This is a genomic window from Bacteroides rodentium JCM 16496, assembly GCF_000614125.1.
Classification (GTDB): domain Bacteria; phylum Bacteroidota; class Bacteroidia; order Bacteroidales; family Bacteroidaceae; genus Bacteroides; species Bacteroides rodentium.
This window is the reverse complement of sequence record NZ_BAKJ01000005.1, coordinates 1-20,469: the sequence shown is the minus strand read 5'-3', so window position 1 is coordinate 20,469 and position 20,469 is coordinate 1. Positions and strand designations below refer to the sequence as shown.

Annotated in this window: 19 protein-coding genes, 1 tRNA gene and 3 pseudogenes; 5 read left to right on the top strand and 18 right to left on the bottom strand. The window is 47.5% G+C overall.

Translation table 11 applies throughout. The features are described 5' to 3' along the window. The first annotated feature begins 203 nt into the window (after positions 1-203). Both JCM16496_RS03305 and JCM16496_RS03300 read left to right on the top strand, forming a co-directional pair. A pseudogene (locus JCM16496_RS03305) lies at positions 204-3,547 on the top strand (DUF2723 domain-containing protein). 133 nt (positions 3,548-3,680) lie between these two features. Continuing rightward, the gene (locus JCM16496_RS03300) at positions 3,681-4,337 is read left to right on the top strand and encodes a polysaccharide deacetylase family protein (protein WP_005831030.1); all 657 of its coding nucleotides are present in this window, start codon (positions 3,681-3,683) and stop codon (positions 4,335-4,337) included. Between the two features lie 143 nt (positions 4,338-4,480). Here the strand turns inward: JCM16496_RS03300 and JCM16496_RS03295 are convergent, their stop codons facing one another. Beyond that, positions 4,481-5,377 (bottom strand): DUF4595 domain-containing protein, encoded by an 897-nt coding sequence (locus JCM16496_RS03295; RefSeq protein WP_005831035.1) that lies wholly within the window; start codon positions 5,375-5,377, stop codon positions 4,481-4,483. 321 nt (positions 5,378-5,698) lie between these two features. Between JCM16496_RS03295 and JCM16496_RS23375 the strand changes: the two genes are divergently transcribed. Genes JCM16496_RS23375 through JCM16496_RS03285 form a run of 3 tightly spaced genes read left to right on the top strand, consistent with a single transcriptional unit; the run spans position 5,699 to position 8,216 of the window. Continuing rightward, on the top strand, positions 5,699-6,463 hold the full coding sequence (locus JCM16496_RS23375) for a tetratricopeptide repeat protein (protein ID WP_244440212.1): 765 nt from the start codon (positions 5,699-5,701) through the stop codon (positions 6,461-6,463). Between the two features lie 2 nt (positions 6,464-6,465). Continuing rightward, the gene (locus tag JCM16496_RS23370) at positions 6,466-7,587 is read left to right on the top strand and encodes a sensor histidine kinase (RefSeq protein ID WP_244440211.1); all 1,122 of its coding nucleotides are present in this window, start codon (positions 6,466-6,468) and stop codon (positions 7,585-7,587) included. Beyond that, entirely contained in the window at positions 7,584-8,216 is a 633-nt protein-coding gene (locus JCM16496_RS03285; RefSeq protein ID WP_025832309.1) for a response regulator, read from the top strand. The genes JCM16496_RS23370 and JCM16496_RS03285 overlap by 4 nt, the downstream gene beginning before the upstream one ends. A 78-nt stretch (positions 8,217-8,294) precedes the next feature. Here the strand turns inward: JCM16496_RS03285 and JCM16496_RS03280 are convergent. From JCM16496_RS03280 to JCM16496_RS03205, 17 genes and pseudogenes are all read right to left on the bottom strand, one after another. After that, positions 8,295-9,526 (bottom strand): annotated as a pseudogene (locus tag JCM16496_RS03280) (BT3233 family polysaccharide utilization protein). Between the two features lie 174 nt (positions 9,527-9,700). Next, complete coding sequence (locus JCM16496_RS03275) at positions 9,701-10,504, bottom strand: gluconate 5-dehydrogenase (RefSeq protein WP_005831048.1); 804 nt, start codon at positions 10,502-10,504, stop codon at positions 9,701-9,703. Positions 10,505-10,560: 56 nt separating this feature from the next. Continuing rightward, positions 10,561-10,695 (bottom strand): annotated as a pseudogene (locus tag JCM16496_RS23365) (5-keto-4-deoxyuronate isomerase); the annotation flags it as partial. A 253-nt stretch (positions 10,696-10,948) separates the two neighbouring features. Further along, positions 10,949-11,019 (bottom strand) — tRNA-Gln (locus tag JCM16496_RS03270). Positions 11,020-11,143: 124 nt separating this feature from the next. Then, complete coding sequence (gene tyrS, locus JCM16496_RS03265) at positions 11,144-12,436, bottom strand: tyrosine--tRNA ligase (protein ID WP_025832308.1); 1,293 nt, start codon at positions 12,434-12,436, stop codon at positions 11,144-11,146. A gap of 107 nt (positions 12,437-12,543) precedes the next feature. Continuing rightward, positions 12,544-13,209, bottom strand: coding sequence for a TatD family hydrolase (locus JCM16496_RS03260; protein ID WP_025832306.1), 666 nt, complete (start codon positions 13,207-13,209; stop codon positions 12,544-12,546). Continuing rightward, positions 13,206-13,427, bottom strand: a complete 222-nt coding sequence (gene yidD / locus JCM16496_RS03255; protein ID WP_005831056.1) for a membrane protein insertion efficiency factor YidD — start codon at positions 13,425-13,427, stop codon at positions 13,206-13,208. The genes JCM16496_RS03260 and yidD overlap by 4 nt, the downstream gene beginning before the upstream one ends. Continuing rightward, positions 13,424-13,840: a ribonuclease P protein component gene (gene rnpA / locus JCM16496_RS03250; RefSeq protein ID WP_022400586.1), complete on the bottom strand. Its 417-nt coding sequence runs from the start codon at positions 13,838-13,840 to the stop codon at positions 13,424-13,426. Before rnpA ends, yidD begins: the two co-directional genes overlap by 4 nt. A gap of 149 nt (positions 13,841-13,989) precedes the next feature. Beyond that, positions 13,990-14,742, bottom strand: a complete 753-nt coding sequence (locus JCM16496_RS03245; RefSeq protein ID WP_005834069.1) for a uroporphyrinogen-III synthase — start codon at positions 14,740-14,742, stop codon at positions 13,990-13,992. Positions 14,743-14,746: 4 nt separating this feature from the next. Next, entirely contained in the window at positions 14,747-15,478 is a 732-nt protein-coding gene (locus JCM16496_RS03240) for a DUF4271 domain-containing protein (protein WP_025832296.1), read from the bottom strand. Beyond that, entirely contained in the window at positions 15,475-16,062 is a 588-nt protein-coding gene (locus JCM16496_RS03235; RefSeq protein WP_025832294.1) for an LOG family protein, read from the bottom strand. Before JCM16496_RS03235 ends, JCM16496_RS03240 begins: the two co-directional genes overlap by 4 nt. A 221-nt stretch (positions 16,063-16,283) precedes the next feature. Continuing rightward, entirely contained in the window at positions 16,284-17,129 is an 846-nt protein-coding gene (locus tag JCM16496_RS03230; protein ID WP_025832293.1) for a hypothetical protein, read from the bottom strand. 232 nt (positions 17,130-17,361) lie between these two features. Next, positions 17,362-17,868, bottom strand: coding sequence for an Imm26 family immunity protein (locus tag JCM16496_RS03225; protein WP_209441600.1), 507 nt, complete (start codon positions 17,866-17,868; stop codon positions 17,362-17,364). A gap of 178 nt (positions 17,869-18,046) precedes the next feature. Further along, positions 18,047-18,499 (bottom strand): hypothetical protein, encoded by a 453-nt coding sequence (locus JCM16496_RS03220; RefSeq protein WP_025832289.1) that lies wholly within the window; start codon positions 18,497-18,499, stop codon positions 18,047-18,049. Between the two features lie 354 nt (positions 18,500-18,853). Further along, positions 18,854-19,069, bottom strand: coding sequence for a hypothetical protein (locus JCM16496_RS03215; protein ID WP_025832286.1), 216 nt, complete (start codon positions 19,067-19,069; stop codon positions 18,854-18,856). 99 nt (positions 19,070-19,168) lie between these two features. Beyond that, positions 19,169-19,714 (bottom strand): DUF4258 domain-containing protein, encoded by a 546-nt coding sequence (locus JCM16496_RS03210; RefSeq protein WP_025832284.1) that lies wholly within the window; start codon positions 19,712-19,714, stop codon positions 19,169-19,171. Beyond that, positions 19,705-20,469: RHS repeat-associated core domain-containing protein (locus JCM16496_RS03205; RefSeq protein ID WP_145973813.1), on the bottom strand; the 765-nt coding region annotated here is incomplete at its 5' end. The genes JCM16496_RS03210 and JCM16496_RS03205, both read right to left, overlap by 10 nt.

The following is a 20,469-nucleotide window of genomic DNA, read 5'->3' as shown; positions in this document are numbered from 1 at the left end:
TCCACCGCGTTGCATCTATACTTCCACCGTGCTGCATCTATAGATGCAGCAAATCCCTTAACCTATCCTAATAATGCAGCTTATTGTCACCTATTTAGAAGCGAAATCATTATATTTGCACCCATATATGCCGTTATGTTAACTAAGCGGATGGCAAAACAACTTGTAAAAAACAAAACTGAATTATAACGAATTTCATCTGAATGAAACAGTACAAAACCGTAAACAACCTTGTAGCTGGATTACCTTCCTCATTGCAGCGACGGTCTACTGCATGACCATCGAACCCACTGCAAGCTTTTGGGACTGCCCGGAGTTCATCACCACCGGCTATAAGCTGGAAGTAGGACACCCGCCCGGCGCACCGTTCTTCATGCTGGTAGCCAACCTGTTCTCACAATTTGCTTCCGATGCCTCCACCGTGGCCAAGATGGTGAACTACATGAGCGCGCTGATGAGCGGCGCCTGTATCCTGTTCCTCTTCTGGAGCATCACGCATCTGGTACGCAAACTCGTGGTGACAGACGAAAACAATATCACACGCGGACAGATGGCCACCATCATGGGTAGCGGTCTGGTGGGCGCACTCGCCTACACGTTCAGCGATACCTTCTGGTTCAGTGCTGTGGAAGGCGAGGTTTATGCCTTCTCCTCACTGTTCACCGCCGTGGTATTCTGGCTGATACTGAAGTGGGAGGACGTTGCCAACGAGCCTCACAGCGACCGCTGGCTGATTCTTATCGCCTACCTGACCGGCCTGAGTATCGGCGTGCACTTGCTGAACCTGCTCTGCCTGCCCGCCATCGTACTGGTATATTACTACAAGAAGGTACCCGATGCCAATGCGAAAGGCTCCCTGCTGGCATTGCTCGCTTCGGGCATACTGGTTGCAGCCGTGCTCTACGGCATCGTGCCGGGTATCGTGAAAGTGGGCGGCTGGTTCGAACTGCTCTTCGTCAACACGCTGGGCATGTCCTTCAACACGGGTGTCATCGTATATATCATCCTGTTGGCAGCCTGCCTCATCTGGGGTATCTACGAAAGCTATACCGAACGCAACAAGGCACGTATGGCACTCTCGTTCATACTCACCATCGCCATGCTGGGTATCCCGTTCTACGGACACGGTACCAGCTCGGTAGTTATCGGTGTCATTGTCATTGCCGCATTGTGGCTCTACCTCCGTCCGAAGACGCAGGCAGCCGTCAAAGAGAAATTCCGCGTATCGGCACGCACGCTGAACACCTCGCTGCTCTGCACCATGATGATTGTCATCGGATATTCCTCGTATGCACTTATCGTCATCCGCTCCACCGCCAACACGCCGATGGACCAGAACTCTCCGGAGGACATCTTCACACTGGGCGAATACCTGGGACGCGAGCAGTATGGCACACGCCCGTTGTTCTATGGCCCTGCCTTTTCCTCGCAAGTGGCGCTGGACGTGAAAGACGGTTACTGCGAACCGCGCATCAAGTACAACGGCACGAAGTTCATCCGCAAGGAGAAAGCTACGCCCGACGAAAAGGATTCGTACATCGAAATCCCCGGACGCATTGAGTACGAATACGCCCAGAACATGCTGTTCCCGCGTATGTACAGCAGTGCCCATACACAACAATACCATGCCTGGCAGGACATCAAGGGTTACGATGTGCCCTATGACAAATGCGGCAACATGATTATGGTAAACATGCCCACACAGTGGGAAAACATCAAGTTCTTCTTCTCCTACCAGCTCAACTGGATGTACTGGCGCTACTTCATGTGGAACTTCGCCGGACGCCAGAACGACATACAAGGCAGCGGAGAAATTGAACACGGCAACTGGATTACCGGTATCCCGTTCATCGACAACTGGCTGGTGGGCGACCAGAGCCTCTTGCCTCAGGAACTGAAAGACAACAAGGGACACAACGTATTCTACTGCCTACCCCTGCTGCTAGGTATCATCGGCCTGCTATGGCAAGCCTACCGTGGGCAGAAAGGCATCCAGCAATTCTGGGTGGTCTTCTTCCTCTTCTTCATGACCGGTATTGCCATCGTGCTCTACCTGAACCAGACTCCGAGCCAACCGCGCGAACGTGACTATGCCTACGCCGGTTCGTTCTACGCCTTCGCCATCTGGATTGGTATGGGTGTGGCAGGACTCGTCCGTCTGCTTCAAGACTATGCCAAGATGAAGGAACTGCCTGCTGCCGCCATCGTTTCCGTAGCCTGCCTCTTTGTCCCCGTGCAGATGGCAAGCCAGACTTGGGACGACCACGACCGCAGCGACCGCTACATGGCACGCGACTTCGGCCAGAACTACCTGATGTCCCTGCAAGAAAGCGGCAACCCGATTATCTATACCAATGGTGACAACGATACCTTCCCCCTCTGGTACAACCAGGAGACCGAAGGTTTCCGTACCGACGCCCGTACCTGCAACCTCTCGTACCTGCAGACCGATTGGTACATCGACCAGATGAAGCGCCCCGCCTACGACAGTCCTTCTCTCCCCATCACCTGGGACCGTATGGAGTACGTAGAAGGCACCAACGAATACGTCCCCATCCAGCCTGAGTACAAGAAAAGCATCGACCAGCTCTATGCCGAAGCCGAGAAGCAGGCACTGGACGGTAATCCCGAAGCACTAGTCAATGTAAAGAAAGAATTCGGTGACAACCCGTATGAGCTAAAGAATATCCTCAAGAACTGGGTGCGCAACAAGAATCAGGACTTGAAGGTGATTCCTACCGACAGCATCGTCATCAAGGTAGACAAGGAAGCCGTGCGCCGCAGCGGCATGATGATACCGGGCGACTCAATCCCCGACTACATGCACATTTCGCTGAAAGGCAAACGCGCCCTCTACAAGAGCGAGTTGATGATGCTCGAAATGCTGAGCGAGGCCAACTGGGAACGCCCCATCTATATCGCTGTCAGCGTAGGCAGGGAGAACCAGCTGAATATGGAAAACCACTTCGTTCAGGAAGGTCTTGCCTATCGTTTCACTCCGTTCGACACCAGTAAGACGGGCGTGACAATAGACTCCGAAAAGATGTACGACAACCTGATGAACAAGTTCAAGTTCGGTGGCATCGACAAGCCGGGCATCTATATCGACGAGAACGCAATGCGCATGTGTCACTCTCACCGTCGCATCTTCTCCCAACTCGTGCAGCAGCTGATGCGTGAGGGCAAGAAAGACAAGGCAAAAGCCGCCCTGGACTATGCCGAAAAGATGATTCCCGCCTACAACGTGCCTTACGACTGGCAGAACGGTGCCGTACAGATGGCGGAAGCCTACTACCAACTGGGCGAAACCGCCAAGGCGGACGAGATGATGAAAGCCCTTGCTGACAAGGCTGTAGAGTACCTGACCTGGTATCTGAGCCTGGACGACAACCGCTTCATGATTTCTACCCGTGAATTTGAATACCACTGGGCTGTACTCGATGCCGAGGTGAAGGCCATGAAGAAGTACAACTCCAAGCTCGCCGAAATCTACGAGCCGAAGGTGGAAGAACTGTATAATATGTATGTGGACAGAATGAAGGAGTGAGAATAAGGATTAGGGATTAAAGGATTAGGGATTAGCCTGTGCAGTTCATCACTAATCATTAACCCTAATCCTTAACCCCTAATCCTTAAAATCCCTAATCCTTAAAATCCCTAATCCCTTAATCCTTAATCACGTGTTTATAGAACAACCTCCTGAGTTTTTTCGCAAACTATATCCCGGTGCAGTCTGGAGGATGGACCCCAATGAAAAAGCCGTTTATCTGACTTTCGACGATGGCCCTATCCCCGAAGTAACTCCCTGGGTGCTCGACCTGCTGGATAAGCACAACATCAAAGCCACCTTCTTCATGGTAGGTGACAACATACGGAAGCATCCGGACGAATTCCGGATGGTCGTTGAGCGTGGGCACCGCATCGGTAACCACACCTTCAACCATATCCGTGGATTTGAATACACGGCCAAGAATTATCTGGGAAATACCGAACAGGCGAAGATTTTCATGGAAATGGGTGGGGACATCAATTGCAATGTGGAGAAGGTTCTCTACCCTCTCTTGTTCCGCCCTCCCCACGGCCATATGTTCGCCAACCAGTATCTCACGCTGAAACGAACCTACAAGATTGTGATGTGGGACCTCGTGACCCGCGACTACAGCAAGAAGCTGCGCGGTCCGCAAGTGCTAGCCAACGTGATGCGCTACGCCCGCAACGGCTCCATCATCACCTTCCACGATTCCTTGAAATCCTGGTGCAACGGAAACCTGCAGTACGCATTGCCGCGCGCCATTGACTTCCTGAAGGAAGAGGGATATGAATTCAAAGTATTATAAACTTGAAACAGCAGAAAGTTACCAACATCTGCTGTCACAATAAATTCCACATAAAATAAGAAGGGGTTGTCTCGGCAAAAGGCAACCCCTTACATTTTATAGGCTCATGTCCTGTTCCACAAGAATAAACAGATGTTTTATAATTACCAAGTAAATGTACATCTGTATTCATCCCACTGGTCTTTTACAACCAGTTCCGTAGGATAACTGTCGGAATTCAATGTCCATGTAAAATACATATCGGACACAGAGTCCTCGCCATTGTATGTATAATGCCCTACAAGCGGCAGATGTTTCGTAGCCTTACCAAGCATGCCTCCATAATAGGCATATATCATCTCGTCCATATCCACATCCAGTATTTCATCAAACAACATCAGGCAGCCCTTATTCTCGATAGGAGCTGTTATATTATCCGTCGTATAGTCTATGGCAGCACTATACTCCCACTCGTCATTGCTGTCGATAATTCCGTCACCATTGAGATCCCCACTAGCTACATAACGTGTGGAAGTCTTCACCACATCTCCATCCTTATAGGTGATGTTCGTTATTTCACCATCGCTTTCAGAGCGTTTCATTACAACCAGATGGCCTTCAGTGTCGTATTCCATCTCCCAAGTAAACTCATCGGCATCGGGAGTACCAGCGTGGTCTATTGAGTTGCAAAATTCCACATAACCATCGCTGTTGAGCTGCAAGTTCAGTTCTGTAACATCGCCCTCTTCATCCGTCACGGTGATTCTTGCTCGGTCCTTTGCAACATCTGCCTTTGTAGTAGCGGGAAAGTACTCAAAGACGGCTTTATCCCCATCCTCAGTTGTAATGTTCGTCACCAGCCCTTCTTCATTGTGAGAAATCGCCATGCCCGAAACCGACTTCGGAAGCCCTCCCGTAAACACTTGCGAAGGATTGACCACAGTGGCGGTGTTTTCGCCACCCTCACCATTCTCATTTTCGTCATCGTCACTGCAAGCAGTGAATCCCAAGCACAACGCCACACCCAACATGGAGGCAGCCATCATTTTAAACATTTTCATAAGTTACAAATCTTGTTTTATCCCCATCCCTCTAAGGAAAATCCATAATAACAAAAGTATAAGGAATGCCGTCCGTATCTCACGACAACAAGACTCTGCCATTCAAACCCGGACAGATACTTTTGGCCATTTATCATTCCCAGACAAAGCTTAATATTTTTTGCAAAGTAATAAACTTTTCCTTTCACTCCTTGTCACTGAAAAAGGTGATTTTTCAGCCACATACAGAAAAAATTCAGCATCTCCAATAAAAAGCAAAATGAATAAGACGTATATTTGCAACAACTAAGCACAGATTGAATTCCACTAAAATATACCGATATGAGGGTACGCCATACTAAGCTATTATCACTCCTCTTTTCTTTAACCACTATCCTGCTTCACGCCGGAGAAATACCAACAGACACTCTGTTGGCACACTTCTACAACCGGGCAGCCAATCTCATGGAAGAAGGACACTACGATGAAGCGCAACGTAGCTTCGACAGCGCCTTTGCCACCCGGAACGTAAAGCACTCCTTCATGTATCCCATCTTGCTGAACGAACAAGCCACACTACTGATCTATGTGGGAAAGACAGAAGAAGCCTTTGCCATGAAAAAAAATGTGCTCCCCTACCTGCCGCAGATAAATGATTTGGAAAAGCACATCAGCGTATACAACGATTTGGGCCTCCTCTACCGTCAGCACCAAATGAATGACTCTACACTCTACTATTACAATAAAGCACTGGACAGTGCCTTGCAATATGGGGACGAAAGCTGGATAGCCCACATCTGCAACAATGTGTCCATCCTATACTTCAATATCAGGCAGCTGGACGAAGCAGAAAAGTATACCGACATGGCCACCGAACATGCCGCCAGAACCGAAGACCCATTCGTAGCTTTCACCACCTGGCAAATCAGAGCAACCATAAAGGCTGAGCTGAACAAGCTGGATGATGCTGAAAAATCCAACCGCAAAGCCTGGAACATTGCCTGCCACGGAGAGGGAAACGAAGACTTATGGAAGATACGCTGCCTGCCCGGCATGCTGAGACTCTTTGAACGAAAAGAACAACCCGATTCCATAGACACTACTTGAAATTGGGGAACAAACTACTACAACGGGTACCATCCAACTCCATCGCTGCCATAGGATTCATACAATCGAGGGCAGCCACCGAAACAAACCGCAAAAACTATGCCCGCGCCTTGAAGGACTTCCACTGGCTGCGTAACCGGAAAACCGGTACCGAGCCCAAAACATTATTTACACAAATGGCACGATGCTACGATGCCTTGGGAAACCCCAAACTGGCCTACACCTATATGGATAGTGCCCGCATGTGGACTGATACGCTGGCACAGCACAATCTGACGCAACAAATGGCAGAATTCAACGTGAAATATCACACACAAGAAAAGGAATTGGAGATAGCCCACCTGCAACAAGAACAACTGGAACACCAAGCCTTCCTGCTAAAAGCCTCCATTGCTGTAGCCCTTCTGTCTGGTCTTGCTCTCATTACTTTGTTGACGCTCCGCCACAAGAAACGAATAGCCGAAAAGAAGATTGAACTGCTAAAGCAAGAAAACGAACTGAACTCGGCACGCCGCTACATTGAAGGGTTGGAAGAGGAATGCAAATATTTTGCCAAGGAACTGCATGATGGTATAGCCAACGACCTGCTGGGGCTGCAAATGAAGATAGAAACTTCTGCCGGCAAAGGGAATGAGCAGGAACTGGCCTCACTCGTCAGCAAACTGAGAAACAACGTGCGGAATATCTCACACGAACTGATGCCTCCCGAATTCGAGCATCTCAGTCTAGACCAGATACTCGACCGTTATGCTGCCAAACTGACCGAGAACACCGGCATAGAGGTCAGCTATCATCCAACGGAGAACAACGCATCACGCCATCTTCCCAATGAAACCGCTTATGAGCTGTACCGCATCGTACAAGAACTCACCATGAACATCGTGAAACATGCCTCAGCCAGTCATATAGTCATCAGTCTCCGTGCCGACAATGAAAATAAATATACCCTGCAAATTACAGACAACGGTAAGAATGCAAACAAGCAACAAACAGCAACAAACAACAATGACGGCATAGGATTGCGCACCGTAAACGACCGTATCAGAGCCATCAACGCTACCGCCAATGTATGCTCGTCAACAGAAAACAACGTTTTCACCCTACTGCTTAACATAAACGAATGAAACCAAACAAAGAAACATACAGAATACTGGTAATAGATGACCACCCGATTGTTGCTGAAGGCATCATCGCATTGGCCTCGCAACTCGAAGGAGTGACGTGCAAAGGAGCCACTTGTGCAAAAGACGTGGAACAACTGACCCTCAAAGAGAGATTCGACCTTTGCATCATTGACCTTGAACTACCGGATATGAATGGATTCCAACTCATATCCCACCTTCACAGCCAGATACCCGAATGCGGCATTTTAATCTATACCATGCATGAAGAACCTTGGATCATAGCCAAATTATCCACCCTAAACATCAACGGAGCTGTTTCAAAAAATGCCAGCACCAGCGAATTGAGAGACGCCATCAGTACACTGAAAAACGGAACCAGATACTTCAGCAATGTTTTCAGCGAACTGGACAAGGAAAAACAAAACACCCTACCATATGCACTTCCCGAATTGTCGAGACGTGAAAAAGAAGTGCTCGCCTATCTCTCGCAAGGACTGAGCACTTCTGAAATATCCCAATTACTATTTCTCAGCATCAATACAATACAGACTTACCGGAAGCGCCTGATGGAAAAACTGGAGGCCAAAAACGTTGCAGAACTTGTCTACAAGGGGAAGAGCTTATTCTGAGAACATTTGTCATTCGTCCGGACAGTTACAAACCTCCAACTTCTCAATCTTCTCCGTCTGAAAAGGAAGAAAATCAACTTAGCGGATACTCACCGTCATCGGATTGCGCACCTTCTGTGCAAAATCAGCCATGTATCGGTTCCAGGCTTCAGCAGTCTTGATGTCCGCGCGGTCCCAGGCAAAGCCCCAGTAATACACGTAGTCAGCGCCCGGCTCATAGTCGCTGACAACCAGTACATGACCGTCCGCATTGTTACGCATCTTCTTCTCCTCTATGGGGAAAAGCACGGTTTTAGCTTCCTTCACAACGGCAGGGAAAGCGGCCCCCATAAATATCTTACCATTATCCGGTCCGGTAGTGGGGTCTACATACGTCATATAGCCACCGGCGGCATCAGCCACCACAGCACCGTCCGGTTCGTGCAGCACAATACCGGTAACAATGGGCAAAGATTCCTTTAGATTGCTATACGAAACGGCAGTACGGTTCAGATGAGAACCGGCATCCAGCGTAATCAGACGTGTTTCCACCACCGCAGTATCCCCTTTCACAGCCAGCGGATTGAACTTCAACCTCATCGTAAAACGCAAAGGACCATTGTCCAGCACCTCCTGCGTCTTGTAGCACCACGGATAGATAATGGTATCATTCACCATCAATGCAGACACTCCAGCTCCCAATGTTGGACCTACTGCATAGCAGTCCATGCCATAACCGTGGTCTATATGATAGGAGAATGTGCGTACCAGCTCATCGGCTGCCTTCGGGTCTGTCTTGCGCAATTCATTAACCTGCTTCCAGGAGTCTGCATCCAGTTCCTTGGCATACATGTCTTCCAGTACCGGTGCAGCAGTGCCTCGCTTCGTGAACAAGTCGTAGCCGAAACCGCGTTCACCCCTTGCCTGCAATGCAGGACCGTAGGCACGGAAGCCTACCAAGTCGTTCTCCCAGCCATGTCGTCCAGACGTTCGGGATACTGCCGCCCACAAGCCCTTACCTCCACATCGACGGGAGTACCGGCCTGGACGGTATATGCAGCCGATGCATTGGCGGCTACCGTAGCAGGGAAGATTAATTTGTCATCGTAGGTCACTTGGTAAGGCACCTGCTCCCCTTCGACATTCAGAACCACAATCTGTGCGGTGTCTGCCAGATTCAGAAGGTTTGAGATTTCGGTCATGGACACCTCTACCATCTCATCGGAACGGTCCATCGCTAACGGATTGGTTACCGTAACAGTCACTATCTTGCTATCGTTGCAAGCAAGACAGCAGAGGGCCGCCATACATAATAAAAGAAAGTTTCTCATATAATCATTGCTTTTTCCTAATCAGTTGTATAACTTTCTTTTAGGCGCGGATTTCGCGGATTATACGGATTTTCCTTATCCTTTCCGCGAAATCCGCGTAATCCGCGCCCAAAAGAAAAAGGTGACAAGTGACATTATCCTGCCACTTTATCACCTTCTCAATTATCCTTAAATTTATTTCGGTTGCTTTCCGATATAAGCCAAGATACCTCCGTCTACATAGAGGATGTGACCATTTACCGCATTAGAGGCTTCCGATGCCAGGAACACTGCCGGACCGGTAAGTTCTTCCGGAGCCAGCCAGCGGCCTGCCGGAGTCTTGGCGCAGATGAACGAGTCGAACGGGTGACGGCTACCGTCGGCCTGCTTTTCACGCAGCGGAGCAGTCTGCGGGGTAGCGATGTAACCCGGACCGATACCGTTACATTGGATGTTATATTCACCATATTCAGAGCAGATGTTGCGAGTCAGCATCTTCAAGCCACCCTTGGCAGCGGCATAGGCCGACACAGTCTCACGACCCAGTTCGGACATCATAGAGCAGATATTGATAATTTTACCGTGGCCCTTCTTCATCATGGCAGGCAGAACAGCCTTTGATACGATGAACGGAGCATTGAGGTCGATATCGATTACACGACGGAAGTCAGCAGCCTCCATCTCGTGCATAGGAACACGGCGGATGATGCCGGCATTGTTTACGAGGATATCAACAGAGCCTACTTCCTTTTCAATCTGGGCTACCATGGCCTGAACAGCAGGTTCGTCTGTCACATCACATACATAACCGCGTGCCTTGATACCCTTTTCAGTATAGGCAGCCAAGCCTTTGTCTACCAACTCCTGGTTGATATCGTTGAAACAGATAGTTGCTCCTTGCTCTGCAAAAGCTGAAGCGATAGCAAAACCGATACCATAAGAAGCACCTGTAACAAGGGCTACTTTACCTTCCAAAGAAAAATTCAAATACGGATTCATAACGTTAAATTATTAAGTTTAAATAAGTGATATTCTATTTATGTACGATTTGCAAGTAGTTTATACTCAATGGAAACTTTATTTTGGGAGAATGCCTTCCCTATAAGGAAATCGCAGCGAATGCTTTTCGTATCGTAGCTTTTCACATCATCGGGATGCTCAGCATAGCGAATTTCATAGTTCGTTTTCATGATTGCACTACATTTAATAGGTTATAACTTCAGCCATCAAATACACATCGTTTGCGTACACGATGCAAATGTAACAAAAGAAAATGGAGAAACCGTATAAATTTGTGTCAATTATATAGCAATATCGTTCAAAGATTCGTAAAAAGAAAAAATCTATACCTATAGTGCCAACAAGAGGGGGAAAGAATAACAAAAAAACCCACTAAAACTTGCGATTTTAGTGGGTTTTTAGCTGCAATTAGCTGTATCGTAGTTGGACTACCAGGATTCGAACCTGGACAAACAGAACCAAAACCTGTTGTGCTACCATTACACCATAGTCCAAACATAGGGCTTTCTGTTAAAAAGCGGTGCAAAGATAAGAGTAAGCCCCGAAATATGCAAATATTTCAGGGCTATTTTTATTGCCGAAGCATTATTTCCTTGATTACTATTCCTCAGTATACCGTTATTTAGCGATAACCAGATAGTAATTCTTCTTGCCGCGCTGTACCAACAGGTATTTCTCGTCCAGCAGGTCGGCTGTCGTAATCACCTGGTCGAAAGCAGCCAGTTTCTCCTTGTTCAGAGAAACGCCACCGCCTTGCACCAGCTTGCGCATCTCGCCCTTGGAAGCGAATACAGCAGCATTATCCACGAACAAATCAACCGCCTTCACACCGGCAGCCAGTGCGTCACGGGATATTTCGAACTGGGGAACACCCTCGAACACAGCCAGCAGCGTATCTTCGTCCAACTTCTTCAGTGCATCGGAAGTTGCATTGCCAAACAAGATGTTGGATGCATCCACGGCGGCATTGTAGTCCTCTTCGGAGTGAACCATGATAGTCACTTCCTTCGCCAGGCACTTCTGAAGGACGCGCAAATGGGGAGCAGCCTCGTGCTCGGCCGTCAGAGCGTCAATCTCTTCCTTGGACAGTGCAGTGAATATCTTTATGTAGCGTTTGGCATCCTCGTCGCTCACGTTCAGCCAGAACTGGTAGAACTTATATGGAGAAGTGTAGCGCGGGTCGAGCCAGATGTTTCCGGACTCTGTCTTGCCGAACTTGCCACCGTCGGCCTTCGTAATCAGCGGGCTGGTCAGTGCAAATACCTCCCCGCCGTTCGTACGGCGAATCAGTTCGGCACCGGTGGTGATGTTACCCCACTGGTCGCTGCCACCCATCTGGAGCTTGCAGCCTTTGGTTTCATACAGATGAAGGAAGTCGTACCCCTGCAACAGCTGGTAGGTGAATTCCGTGAAGGAAAGACCGTCACGTGCCTCACCGTTCAGACGCTTCTTTACAGAATCTTTCGCCATCATATAGTTCACGGTGATGTGCTTACCCACTTCACGGGCAAAATCGAGGAAAGTGAAGTTCTTCATCCAATCGTAGTTGTTCACCAACTCGGCACGGTTGGGGGCATCCGAATCAAAATCCAGGAACTTGGAGAGCTGGGCCTTCATACCGGCCAGGTTGCGCTGCAACGTCTCTTCCGTAAGCAGATTGCGTTCGGCAGACTTTCCGGAAGGGTCACCAATCATACCCGTAGCACCGCCAATCAGTGCCAACGGCTTGTGTCCGCAACGCTGGAAGTGACGCAAAATCATCACACTGCAAAGGTGCCCGATGTGCAAAGAGTCCGCAGTAGGGTCGAAACCAATGTATGCAGTCACTTGTTCCTTAGCCAGAAGTTCTTCCGTACCCGGCATCATATCGTGGAGCATGCCACGCCATCTTAATTCTTCTACAAAATTCATCGAATGATTAAGTTATCTGATTAATTATTTAAGTGATTATCTATGAATTGTTTGATTCCTATTTTAATCTGCGCAAAAATACGACTCTTTATTCGAAGAAACAACTCTTAGGGTTTAAAAAAGACTTTGCAGACATTTCTCCGGAGTGTTTCTCCAAGCTCCTCGGGAGAGATGCCGCGCACTTCGGCAGCGCGTGCATACAATTCCCCGATGGAAACTTCGCTTTCATCCGTTTCGATGAACAGCCGGTCGGCAGGTACCCGGCACAAGGCTGCTTCCTGGTATTTCTCCCCGAATGAAAGGTAAAAGCCATGTTTCAGATATTCCTCCACCAGCGCCGCCTTGCCACGGAAACCATGTATTATCCACGGATTCGACGGGCGCAAGTCCCGCTTCACCTTCAGCAGTTCATCAACCGCCTTCACCAGATGAATCACCAGCGGCTTTCCCACTTCCTCTGCCAAACATGCCTGGCACCTGAACACTTCCACCTGCAAATCCATCGGAGCATCTGCCAGCTTGTCCAGCCCGGCTTCGCCCACGGCAAGTACTTGGGGATGGCGCACTAACTCCTCCAGGCCGCACACCCTGCTAGCCACAGCACCTTCAACTCCTGAGTGTTCACCTCCACTCCGACCTATATGCCAGGGATGTATCCCCACCGAATACCATCCGCCGCTCTGTGGAGAGAACGTTTCGGGATAGCAATTTGCAATGGCAGTTCCGGGTACTTGCGGAAGCCGGTGTGTATGTATGTCAACTGGAATATTCATGGAACGGGATCATATCCGGAACCTCCCCAGGGATGGCAGCGCAGAATGCGCCTGACTGCCAGACAAAACCCCTTGAAAGGTCCGTGTTTCTTGATGGCCTCCACCGCATATTGCGAACAAGTGGGGGTAAAACGGCATGAAGGCCCTATCATGGGCGATATGCACTTCTGATAGAAATAGATGGGAAGCAGCAGCAGATATGAAAGCAGACGCTTCATGACACCTGCGGAGTTTGCTCAGCTTCAGCATTTGCCGCTACCTTCTCGGCAATGCGTGCCAAAGCTGTCTTCATACGGTCCTCAATGACAGAAGAGTCTACCAACTGGTCCGAAAGATAGATGAAGGCCACGGCCAGACGGCACTTTTTTTCCGTCAGCACGGCCAGTAGTCCGTGTTTGTTCATGCGGTAGGCTTCACGTATCTGGCGTTTCACGCGGTTGCGCTTCACCGCCCGCTTGAAACGGCGCTTCGAAACACTTACAAGAATGGAAACGGGTGCCTCCAGCTCCTCCACCGGCAGATACACCACACGCAAAGGGAAAACCGAAAACGAGCGTGAGCCGCCCGCAAACATCTTCTCTATCACTTTCTTCTTGTCCAACCGTTCGGACTTACGCAAGGTATTTGGCATGAGAAACAAGGATTAGGGATTAGGGATAAAGGATTAGGGATAAAGGATTAGGGATAAAGAATAAAGGAGGTGGAGGTGAATAGGTTCTTTCATCCTTAATCCTTTATCCTTAATCCCTAATCCTTATTTCTCTCTTTATTTCTCTCTTTTTACTTTCCTTTATTATTCTCCTTAATAAACATGTCAAGCGCCGCCGTCATTGAGGGTGCCTGCACGCTGGGAGCTTCCAGGTCAAGACGAAGTCCGGCATCACGGACTGCCTGGGCAGTGGTAGAGCCGAATGTTCCGATCTTGATTTCCTTCTGGTCAAAATCAGGGAAATTCTTCTTCAAGGCACTGATGCCTGCCGGACTGAAGAACACCAGCATGTCATAATCAAAAGCCTCATCCGCAGCAAAGTCATTGCTGACAGTACGGTACATGACAGCTTCCGTGTGCTGAATCTTATTCTTATCCAGCAGATTCTTCACATCATCATTGTGTACATCTGACATTGGTACCAAGTACTTTTCAGTCTTATGCTTAACAATGGAAGGTATCAAATCGTCAATCTTCCCGGTGTTTCCGAAGAAAATCTTACGCTTACGATACTGCACATACTTTTGGATATACAGAGCAACGGCCTCCGTCACGCAGAAATACTTCATTGTTTCGGGAATTGTCACACGCAATTCTGTACACAAGTGGAAGAAATGATCAATAGCATGACGCGAAGTAAAAATAACGGCAGTATGATCCAAGACCGAAATTTTCTGTTGTCTGAACTCTTTCGCTGAAAGGCTCTCCACTTTGATAAATGGGCGAAAATCTATTTTCACACCATACTTCTCGGCGATGTCGTAGTAAGGAGATTTCTCTGATGCCGGTTTCGGCTGCGACACAAGTACTTTCTTAATTTTCAACGTCCTAAAATTTTATTATCAAATAATCGTTTAGCTGCGTCACGCCTTGATATAACACAAAACAAGGCATGATTTCAAGGGCACAAAAGTACACAATTAAAAGCAAACCGCCATATAAATTACCACAAAAAAGCTTTAACCACTTGTATAACATCAATATTTTAGCAAAAAAGGCTAAAATCAATCCGATTATTATCGTCAACTGCAAACTCAAATCAAAATAGACTATGAACAGAGCAAATGGAAAAAGGGCGAATCCCAAGTAATAAAGTAGCGTAGAATAGGACTCAAGCCATAGCGTTGTAACACTTTCGTCAAAAAAAATCCAACCCAGAAAAGAGTAGAGCGTCCACTTCAAGCACAAATAGAGGAGACACACACCGATGTAAATCCCCAGCAGAAGTCCCGGCGGCACATGGTGTACCAGTTCCGGCTGTATATCATTGAAGTAGCTGAAGATACAGACACCCGCAAGAATGCAGGTTTGCAGGATGAGCAGCAGCAGATAACGCATATCGGCGGCTGTGGAAGTAGCAAATATGCTGGTACGTTCGCGATGAAGCAGGAAATCCTTCACCAGTTGCAGCAGGAACTTGCGGCTGCGTGACAAGACATAGGCCGACAGAAAGAAACAGCACAAAAGGACCACGGTGATGCCATCGTCCATTCTCGGAGAATATGGAATAGGAATCCCCTCCGTCCCCACTACTGCCCAAGCCATCAACAGCCCTATCATATTGCAGCGAATTTACGGATGGAGGCGTCCCACAAGGGAGTGGTATATATCAGTTCCACAGCTTCCTGCGGTGTCTGCGCCACATGCCAGATGTCACCGTGCTGCACGCGCATGAAGTTTTCGTCCACCGCCTGCCGGAGCATATCGAGCAGAGGGTCGAAATAGTTCTTGACATTCAGTATCACAATCGGGTTCAGATACAGTCCGAGTTGCTTCCAGGTGATGATTTCCAGCAGTTCTTCCAGGGTGCCGCAACCACCGGGCAGGGCAATGATGGCATCGCTCAAGTCGGCCATTGTCTTTTTCCGTTCGTGCATGCTTTCCACTTCCACGAGTTGGGTAAGTCCGGTGTGATGCCACCCCTGCTCCACCATGAAGCGGGGAATGACGCCCGTCACCTCTCCCCCTGCCCGAAGCACCGCATCGGACACAGCGGACATCAGTCCCATATTTCCCGCACCATTAATCAGGCGAATTTGCCGCCGCCCCAGCAGAGTGCCCAACTCACGGGCTGCATCGAAATAAACGGAATCTATCTTTGTGCTCGAAGCACAATATACGCATACGGAATTTATCTTGTTCATCATCTTGTTACCTCCTTTTTTAGGTATCGCCACAAAGGTACATGATTCCGGGGAGATTTGAAACAAATTTCTTTCTTCCCACCGATGACGGGCACGGATTTTTCATGAATCAATGACGGATTATGTGTGCCGCAGGCACTGGTTAGGCACATTAAACATGGCTACACCCTTTGGGGTAAATGTGGTGTCAAAACGGGAGAAAGGAACACAAATTACACGAATTACACAAATATTTTTTTTGTTGATAGTTCATTATTAAGATATTGTTCGGTGCCTCCCAGCTTCTTGCTTTGCAGCCTGCCCAGGTTGTCGTAGGCGTACTCTGCCAGGGTCACGGTGGCACCGCCGTCCAGCTTGTGCTGCACCTTGCCCAGGCGGTCGGCGTGGTCGTAGCTGTAGGTGGTGACTTCCGTCAGGCTTTTGTAGCTTGAAGCATGCGCATGGGTCACGGTCTGCGGCTTGTCGGTGAAGGTGTAGGCGGTAGTGGTTACGTCGTATCCGCCGCTCATGGCGTTGCTTTCCACACGCTTCACTTCGCGCCCGCGGGCGTCGTAATAGTAGGCAGTGTAAACAGTGCTGCATACGCCGGTGCCACATGCCACGCTGCCCGTCAGCGAGCCTTTGCCATAGCCCGACGTGTCTTGGGTGAAGCGGCTGTCGGTAAAGCCGGTGGTCCCCACGAAGTTGTAGTTGTCATAATGGTTCCGTATCTGTAGCTGATAGCTTGAAGCATCGGACTTGCCGGTGCATTCCCCCTGCTCCGTCAGTCGGTCCAGGTGGTCGTACTTGTAGTAGGCCCACTTGGGGGTGCTTTGCCCACGCTGGTTGCCGTCTTGCGAGAAGGCCAGGCGGTTGTTGCTGTCGTACTCGTAAGTTACCGGTTCCGCTCCCGGAAGTTTCTTCCAGATGCAGTTGCCGCGCTCGTCATACTTGTATTGGAAAGCATACTTGCCCAGGTCCGCCACCTCCTGGTACATGGGCTGGAGCACGAAGCACAGGTTCCCTTTAGTGTCATATATATAATAGGTGTCGTGGTGCCCGCCGCCCGATACCTGCCGGAAGAGCACAGTATGCTCCTGCTGTCAGTGAATTTAAAACATTGTTACAAATCTACATTACTAGCAGAATACATTTTCATTTTATTACAGAACTGCTGTACAAACAGTAATGATTGCCGTGCAAAAAAAACTCCCGCCTCCTGCTGCAACATACCAGCGGAGACGGGAGTATGAGAGTGATTGAAATCAATATTTGACATCATGGGGAATGCATAATCCATGGATTAATAGGCCTAAACAATTAAAAACCAGGGAGTGGAATCATGTATCTTCCCGTTTTTAGGCGATGTACGATTTCATAAGGACTCATTACAAGACCAATATCGGCTTTTCTATTTGCGCCTTTTAATTTACCCACATAAGTAAACTTTTCGTCATTTATATGCCAGACATACCAATTGTGTGATATTTCAACAGGTTTATCCTCAGGCCTTTCAGTCATATCAGAAGTATCTCTAAACAATATATGGCGTGTATCCCCAACATCTGAAATATACCCCACTTTGTCCCATAGGGATAATTTTGGTCCAAATTTGGTCACACAATGTGCATAAAAGTCCACGTCATCCTTGATTATTTCGGATAATGGAGGATTCGCATCCACGTCATACACTCGCTTAAAAACCCGGATCACATCACTATTCAATTGTGTCAGGTCATAAGCCACCAATTGAAAATAGCGTTTCTCTTTATCTGAGAGTTTCACGCAAAACACATCACCGATTTTTGTTCTTATACGTTTCATCATTTTATACCATATTGACTCCAATGTTTAGGAGCGATTGAGTTTATTTTATTCAGTAACTGGCCGCCATTCTTACCCAAGCCATATAGATTGATTAGAGATATTCCTTGCTTACATACAACGATATAAGCAAGGAATTATCTGAACGGATATTTAGTAAAATGACCATTTGAGGATTTTGTCAAACGAAAGAGGGATGTATCCAAAGAGCGATAAATTCTTGTTTTTCATCTATCAAGAAAATACAATTATCTATAAATTCAACAGAAACACCTACCGCTTTGGAATCACCTATACATAACCAACCCGTTAAAGAATTGATGAATATTGGCAAATCCGTATCATGAATTAAAAAACTACCAGATTTTCCAATATACGATTCCACATCTGCTATTTTAAGTAATCCTTTTCTGCTTACAGGAGGACAGTCTATCATTTGTTGTGCGTCAGATAAACCACACATACCCCAAAGTTGAACAACAATTGAATCTACGACAGTCAAGGTTATAGAATTTACAGCTATCTCGAAATCTATCTCATGACAACATGGTATAGTATCTAAGCTATATTCAGTCTGGTTATATATAATTTTTTTGGGTTCATTATAATCTGTATAATCTACTATAAACTTCATAATTAATAAACAAAATTAAAATGATAAATAACTCCTGTTTTAGGGTTTATTCCTAATTCCCATATACCATTTGCTTCTCTAAATACGCCTGGAACTTTCCAATTCATACCTTCTTCTATCACTAAACGTGACCTTGCTATACAATTTTTAAATACGCGTAGAGCCTATTTAAATTTTCTTGGAGCTTTTTTCTAAGAGTTGTTTTTGAGGATTTTTTCTTCTTTCCCATGAGGAGCATAGCAGGCTTGTGACGAATGGGAAAGGAGAAAAAGAACGAAAACAAGCTTAGAAAAGGCTCATAAGAAATTATTTCAAGAAATTTTTAACAGGCTCTAAATAATATTGCAAAACAGGTTACAATTCCAATTCCTTAAGACAATTATGTAACTCTTCTTCCGACTGAAAAAAAGTTTTTAAAAAAGATTCCATATCGGAGAGATATGCATCAACTTCTTTTAAAGTAACATTGTCACCTTGAGTAGCATTCAATATTTCTAAAGGCAGCCAATAATCATACCACTGTTTTACAAAATCATCTTGGAAATCGCCTAAATCTAAAACGCTTTCCATCCCATTTACTAAGTTTGAATATCGAAGAACATTATTGCGATACAATTCTATAAACTTAATCATGTGGCATAAAAGCTTAATTGATATTCATTTAACATCTTAATGTCCAATTTTTATGACTGTTATAACACGATTCCCCTGTGGATTTGTTACTACACGAACATTTTCAAATGTTCGTACCACCTCATTCGCAGTTTTACCAGGTGTCACTTTCCCATATTTAATAGCATGTTCTACAACGGAAGGAGGTATGCCTCGACTACCTAATTCCGTTCCTTTAAAAACGGTTCCCACTGGTTGCATTCTTTCTAAAGCATGTTTTGTATATTCTATACCATTTAGAACAGTGTTATCTACACTTGCAGCAGGCCATAAGGTTACTCTATTACCTCCTTTCCCCAGTAACCCTGCAACACCTTTAGCAGCCCATCCGGTCAATTTGTCCAAGGCGGCTCCGGTCAATGCGGCAGCTCCGCTCTCTACGAGAAATTCCCCTACCGGTCTTCCTATCTTATCGTTCTCACGGGATACGATCCCGTTGAACAATTTCGACTTGTCCGCCTCGGACAGCACGCTGTTCTTGCCCAGGAAAAGGTTCTGCAAACGGGGATGGGCGGCAATCAGATCGAAGGCGTCTACTGGCATATTGGTCTTGATGCACCATTCTCATAGTAATTGATGAAACTGTCCTCACTCAATTGAACTGAAATGGTCTGGCCGACCCAAGTCCACTCACCTTTATCCCCGCCATCCGGAACCCAATGATAGTTGCCGTCACTGTCCCGGTACCAGTCCGTCCCGGTAGGGTCTATGCGGTTCACGGGGTCTGCACCGCAATAGGCAAACAAGGAAGTGGAATAATAATTCTCCGACGAAGGGTCGATGGTAGTGAAACGTCCCAGCGCCGGGTCGTACATCCTTGCCCCGTAATCATACCAGTCCAGGCCTTTTTCCGTATCCAGCTCCTTGCCGTTGTACTTGTAAGGCTGGACGTTGCCGGTGCTTGCAAATACTCCGCCGAAGGGGTAGTAATGGTTTGCCTCCTCCACGGCTCCGCTGCTGTCCACCACCAGGCAGTTGTTTCCCTGATGGTCTTTCACGTAGTAGTGATAGCTGTTGCCCGTCAGGTCCACATAGCCCTCTTCGTGCAGGAGAAGCCGGGGGACATTGTTTTCATAGATCACATTTCCACAATACACCGTGATAACCGGGTTGGTGGGATCGTCCAGTTCCTTGTATATCGTCCGTCGGCGTACACCATCGGCAGTATAACCGTGCTGAAGGAAACCTCCGGTATTGAAACTGAAGCATATCGGCAAATTTAAGAAATTATATCGGATATCAGCGATATTCTTATTCAAATCTTTCGTCAGATTGCCGTTCGCATCGTAATGAAGAGT

Bases quoted from the DNA above. Each gene is read 5' to 3' on its own strand.
- JCM16496_RS03295 (WP_005831035.1), bottom strand. From the start codon at position 5,377: ATGAAAATGTTTAAAATGATGGCTGCCTCCATGTTGGGTGTGGCGTTG.
- JCM16496_RS23375 (WP_244440212.1), top strand. From the start codon at position 5,699: ATGAGGGTACGCCATACTAAGCTATTATCACTCCTCTTTTCTTTAACC.
- JCM16496_RS03285 (WP_025832309.1), top strand. From the start codon at position 7,584: ATGAAACCAAACAAAGAAACATACAGAATACTGGTAATAGATGACCAC.
- JCM16496_RS03275 (WP_005831048.1), bottom strand. From the start codon at position 10,504: ATGAATCCGTATTTGAATTTTTCTTTGGAAGGTAAAGTAGCCCTTGTT.
- tyrS (WP_025832308.1), bottom strand. From the start codon at position 12,436: ATGAATTTTGTAGAAGAATTAAGATGGCGTGGCATGCTCCACGATATG.
- JCM16496_RS03260 (WP_025832306.1), bottom strand. From the start codon at position 13,209: ATGAATATTCCAGTTGACATACATACACACCGGCTTCCGCAAGTACCC.
- yidD (WP_005831056.1), bottom strand. From the start codon at position 13,427: ATGAAGCGTCTGCTTTCATATCTGCTGCTGCTTCCCATCTATTTCTAT.
- rnpA (WP_022400586.1), bottom strand. From the start codon at position 13,840: ATGCCAAATACCTTGCGTAAGTCCGAACGGTTGGACAAGAAGAAAGTG.
- JCM16496_RS03240 (WP_025832296.1), bottom strand. From the start codon at position 15,478: ATGATAGGGCTGTTGATGGCTTGGGCAGTAGTGGGGACGGAGGGGATT.
- JCM16496_RS03235 (WP_025832294.1), bottom strand. From the start codon at position 16,062: ATGAACAAGATAAATTCCGTATGCGTATATTGTGCTTCGAGCACAAAG.
- JCM16496_RS03225 (WP_209441600.1), bottom strand. From the start codon at position 17,868: ATGATGAAACGTATAAGAACAAAAATCGGTGATGTGTTTTGCGTGAAA.
- JCM16496_RS03220 (WP_025832289.1), bottom strand. From the start codon at position 18,499: ATGAAGTTTATAGTAGATTATACAGATTATAATGAACCCAAAAAAATT.
- JCM16496_RS03215 (WP_025832286.1), bottom strand. From the start codon at position 19,069: ATGGAAAGCGTTTTAGATTTAGGCGATTTCCAAGATGATTTTGTAAAA.
- JCM16496_RS03210 (WP_025832284.1), bottom strand. From the start codon at position 19,714: ATGCCAGTAGACGCCTTCGATCTGATTGCCGCCCATCCCCGTTTGCAG.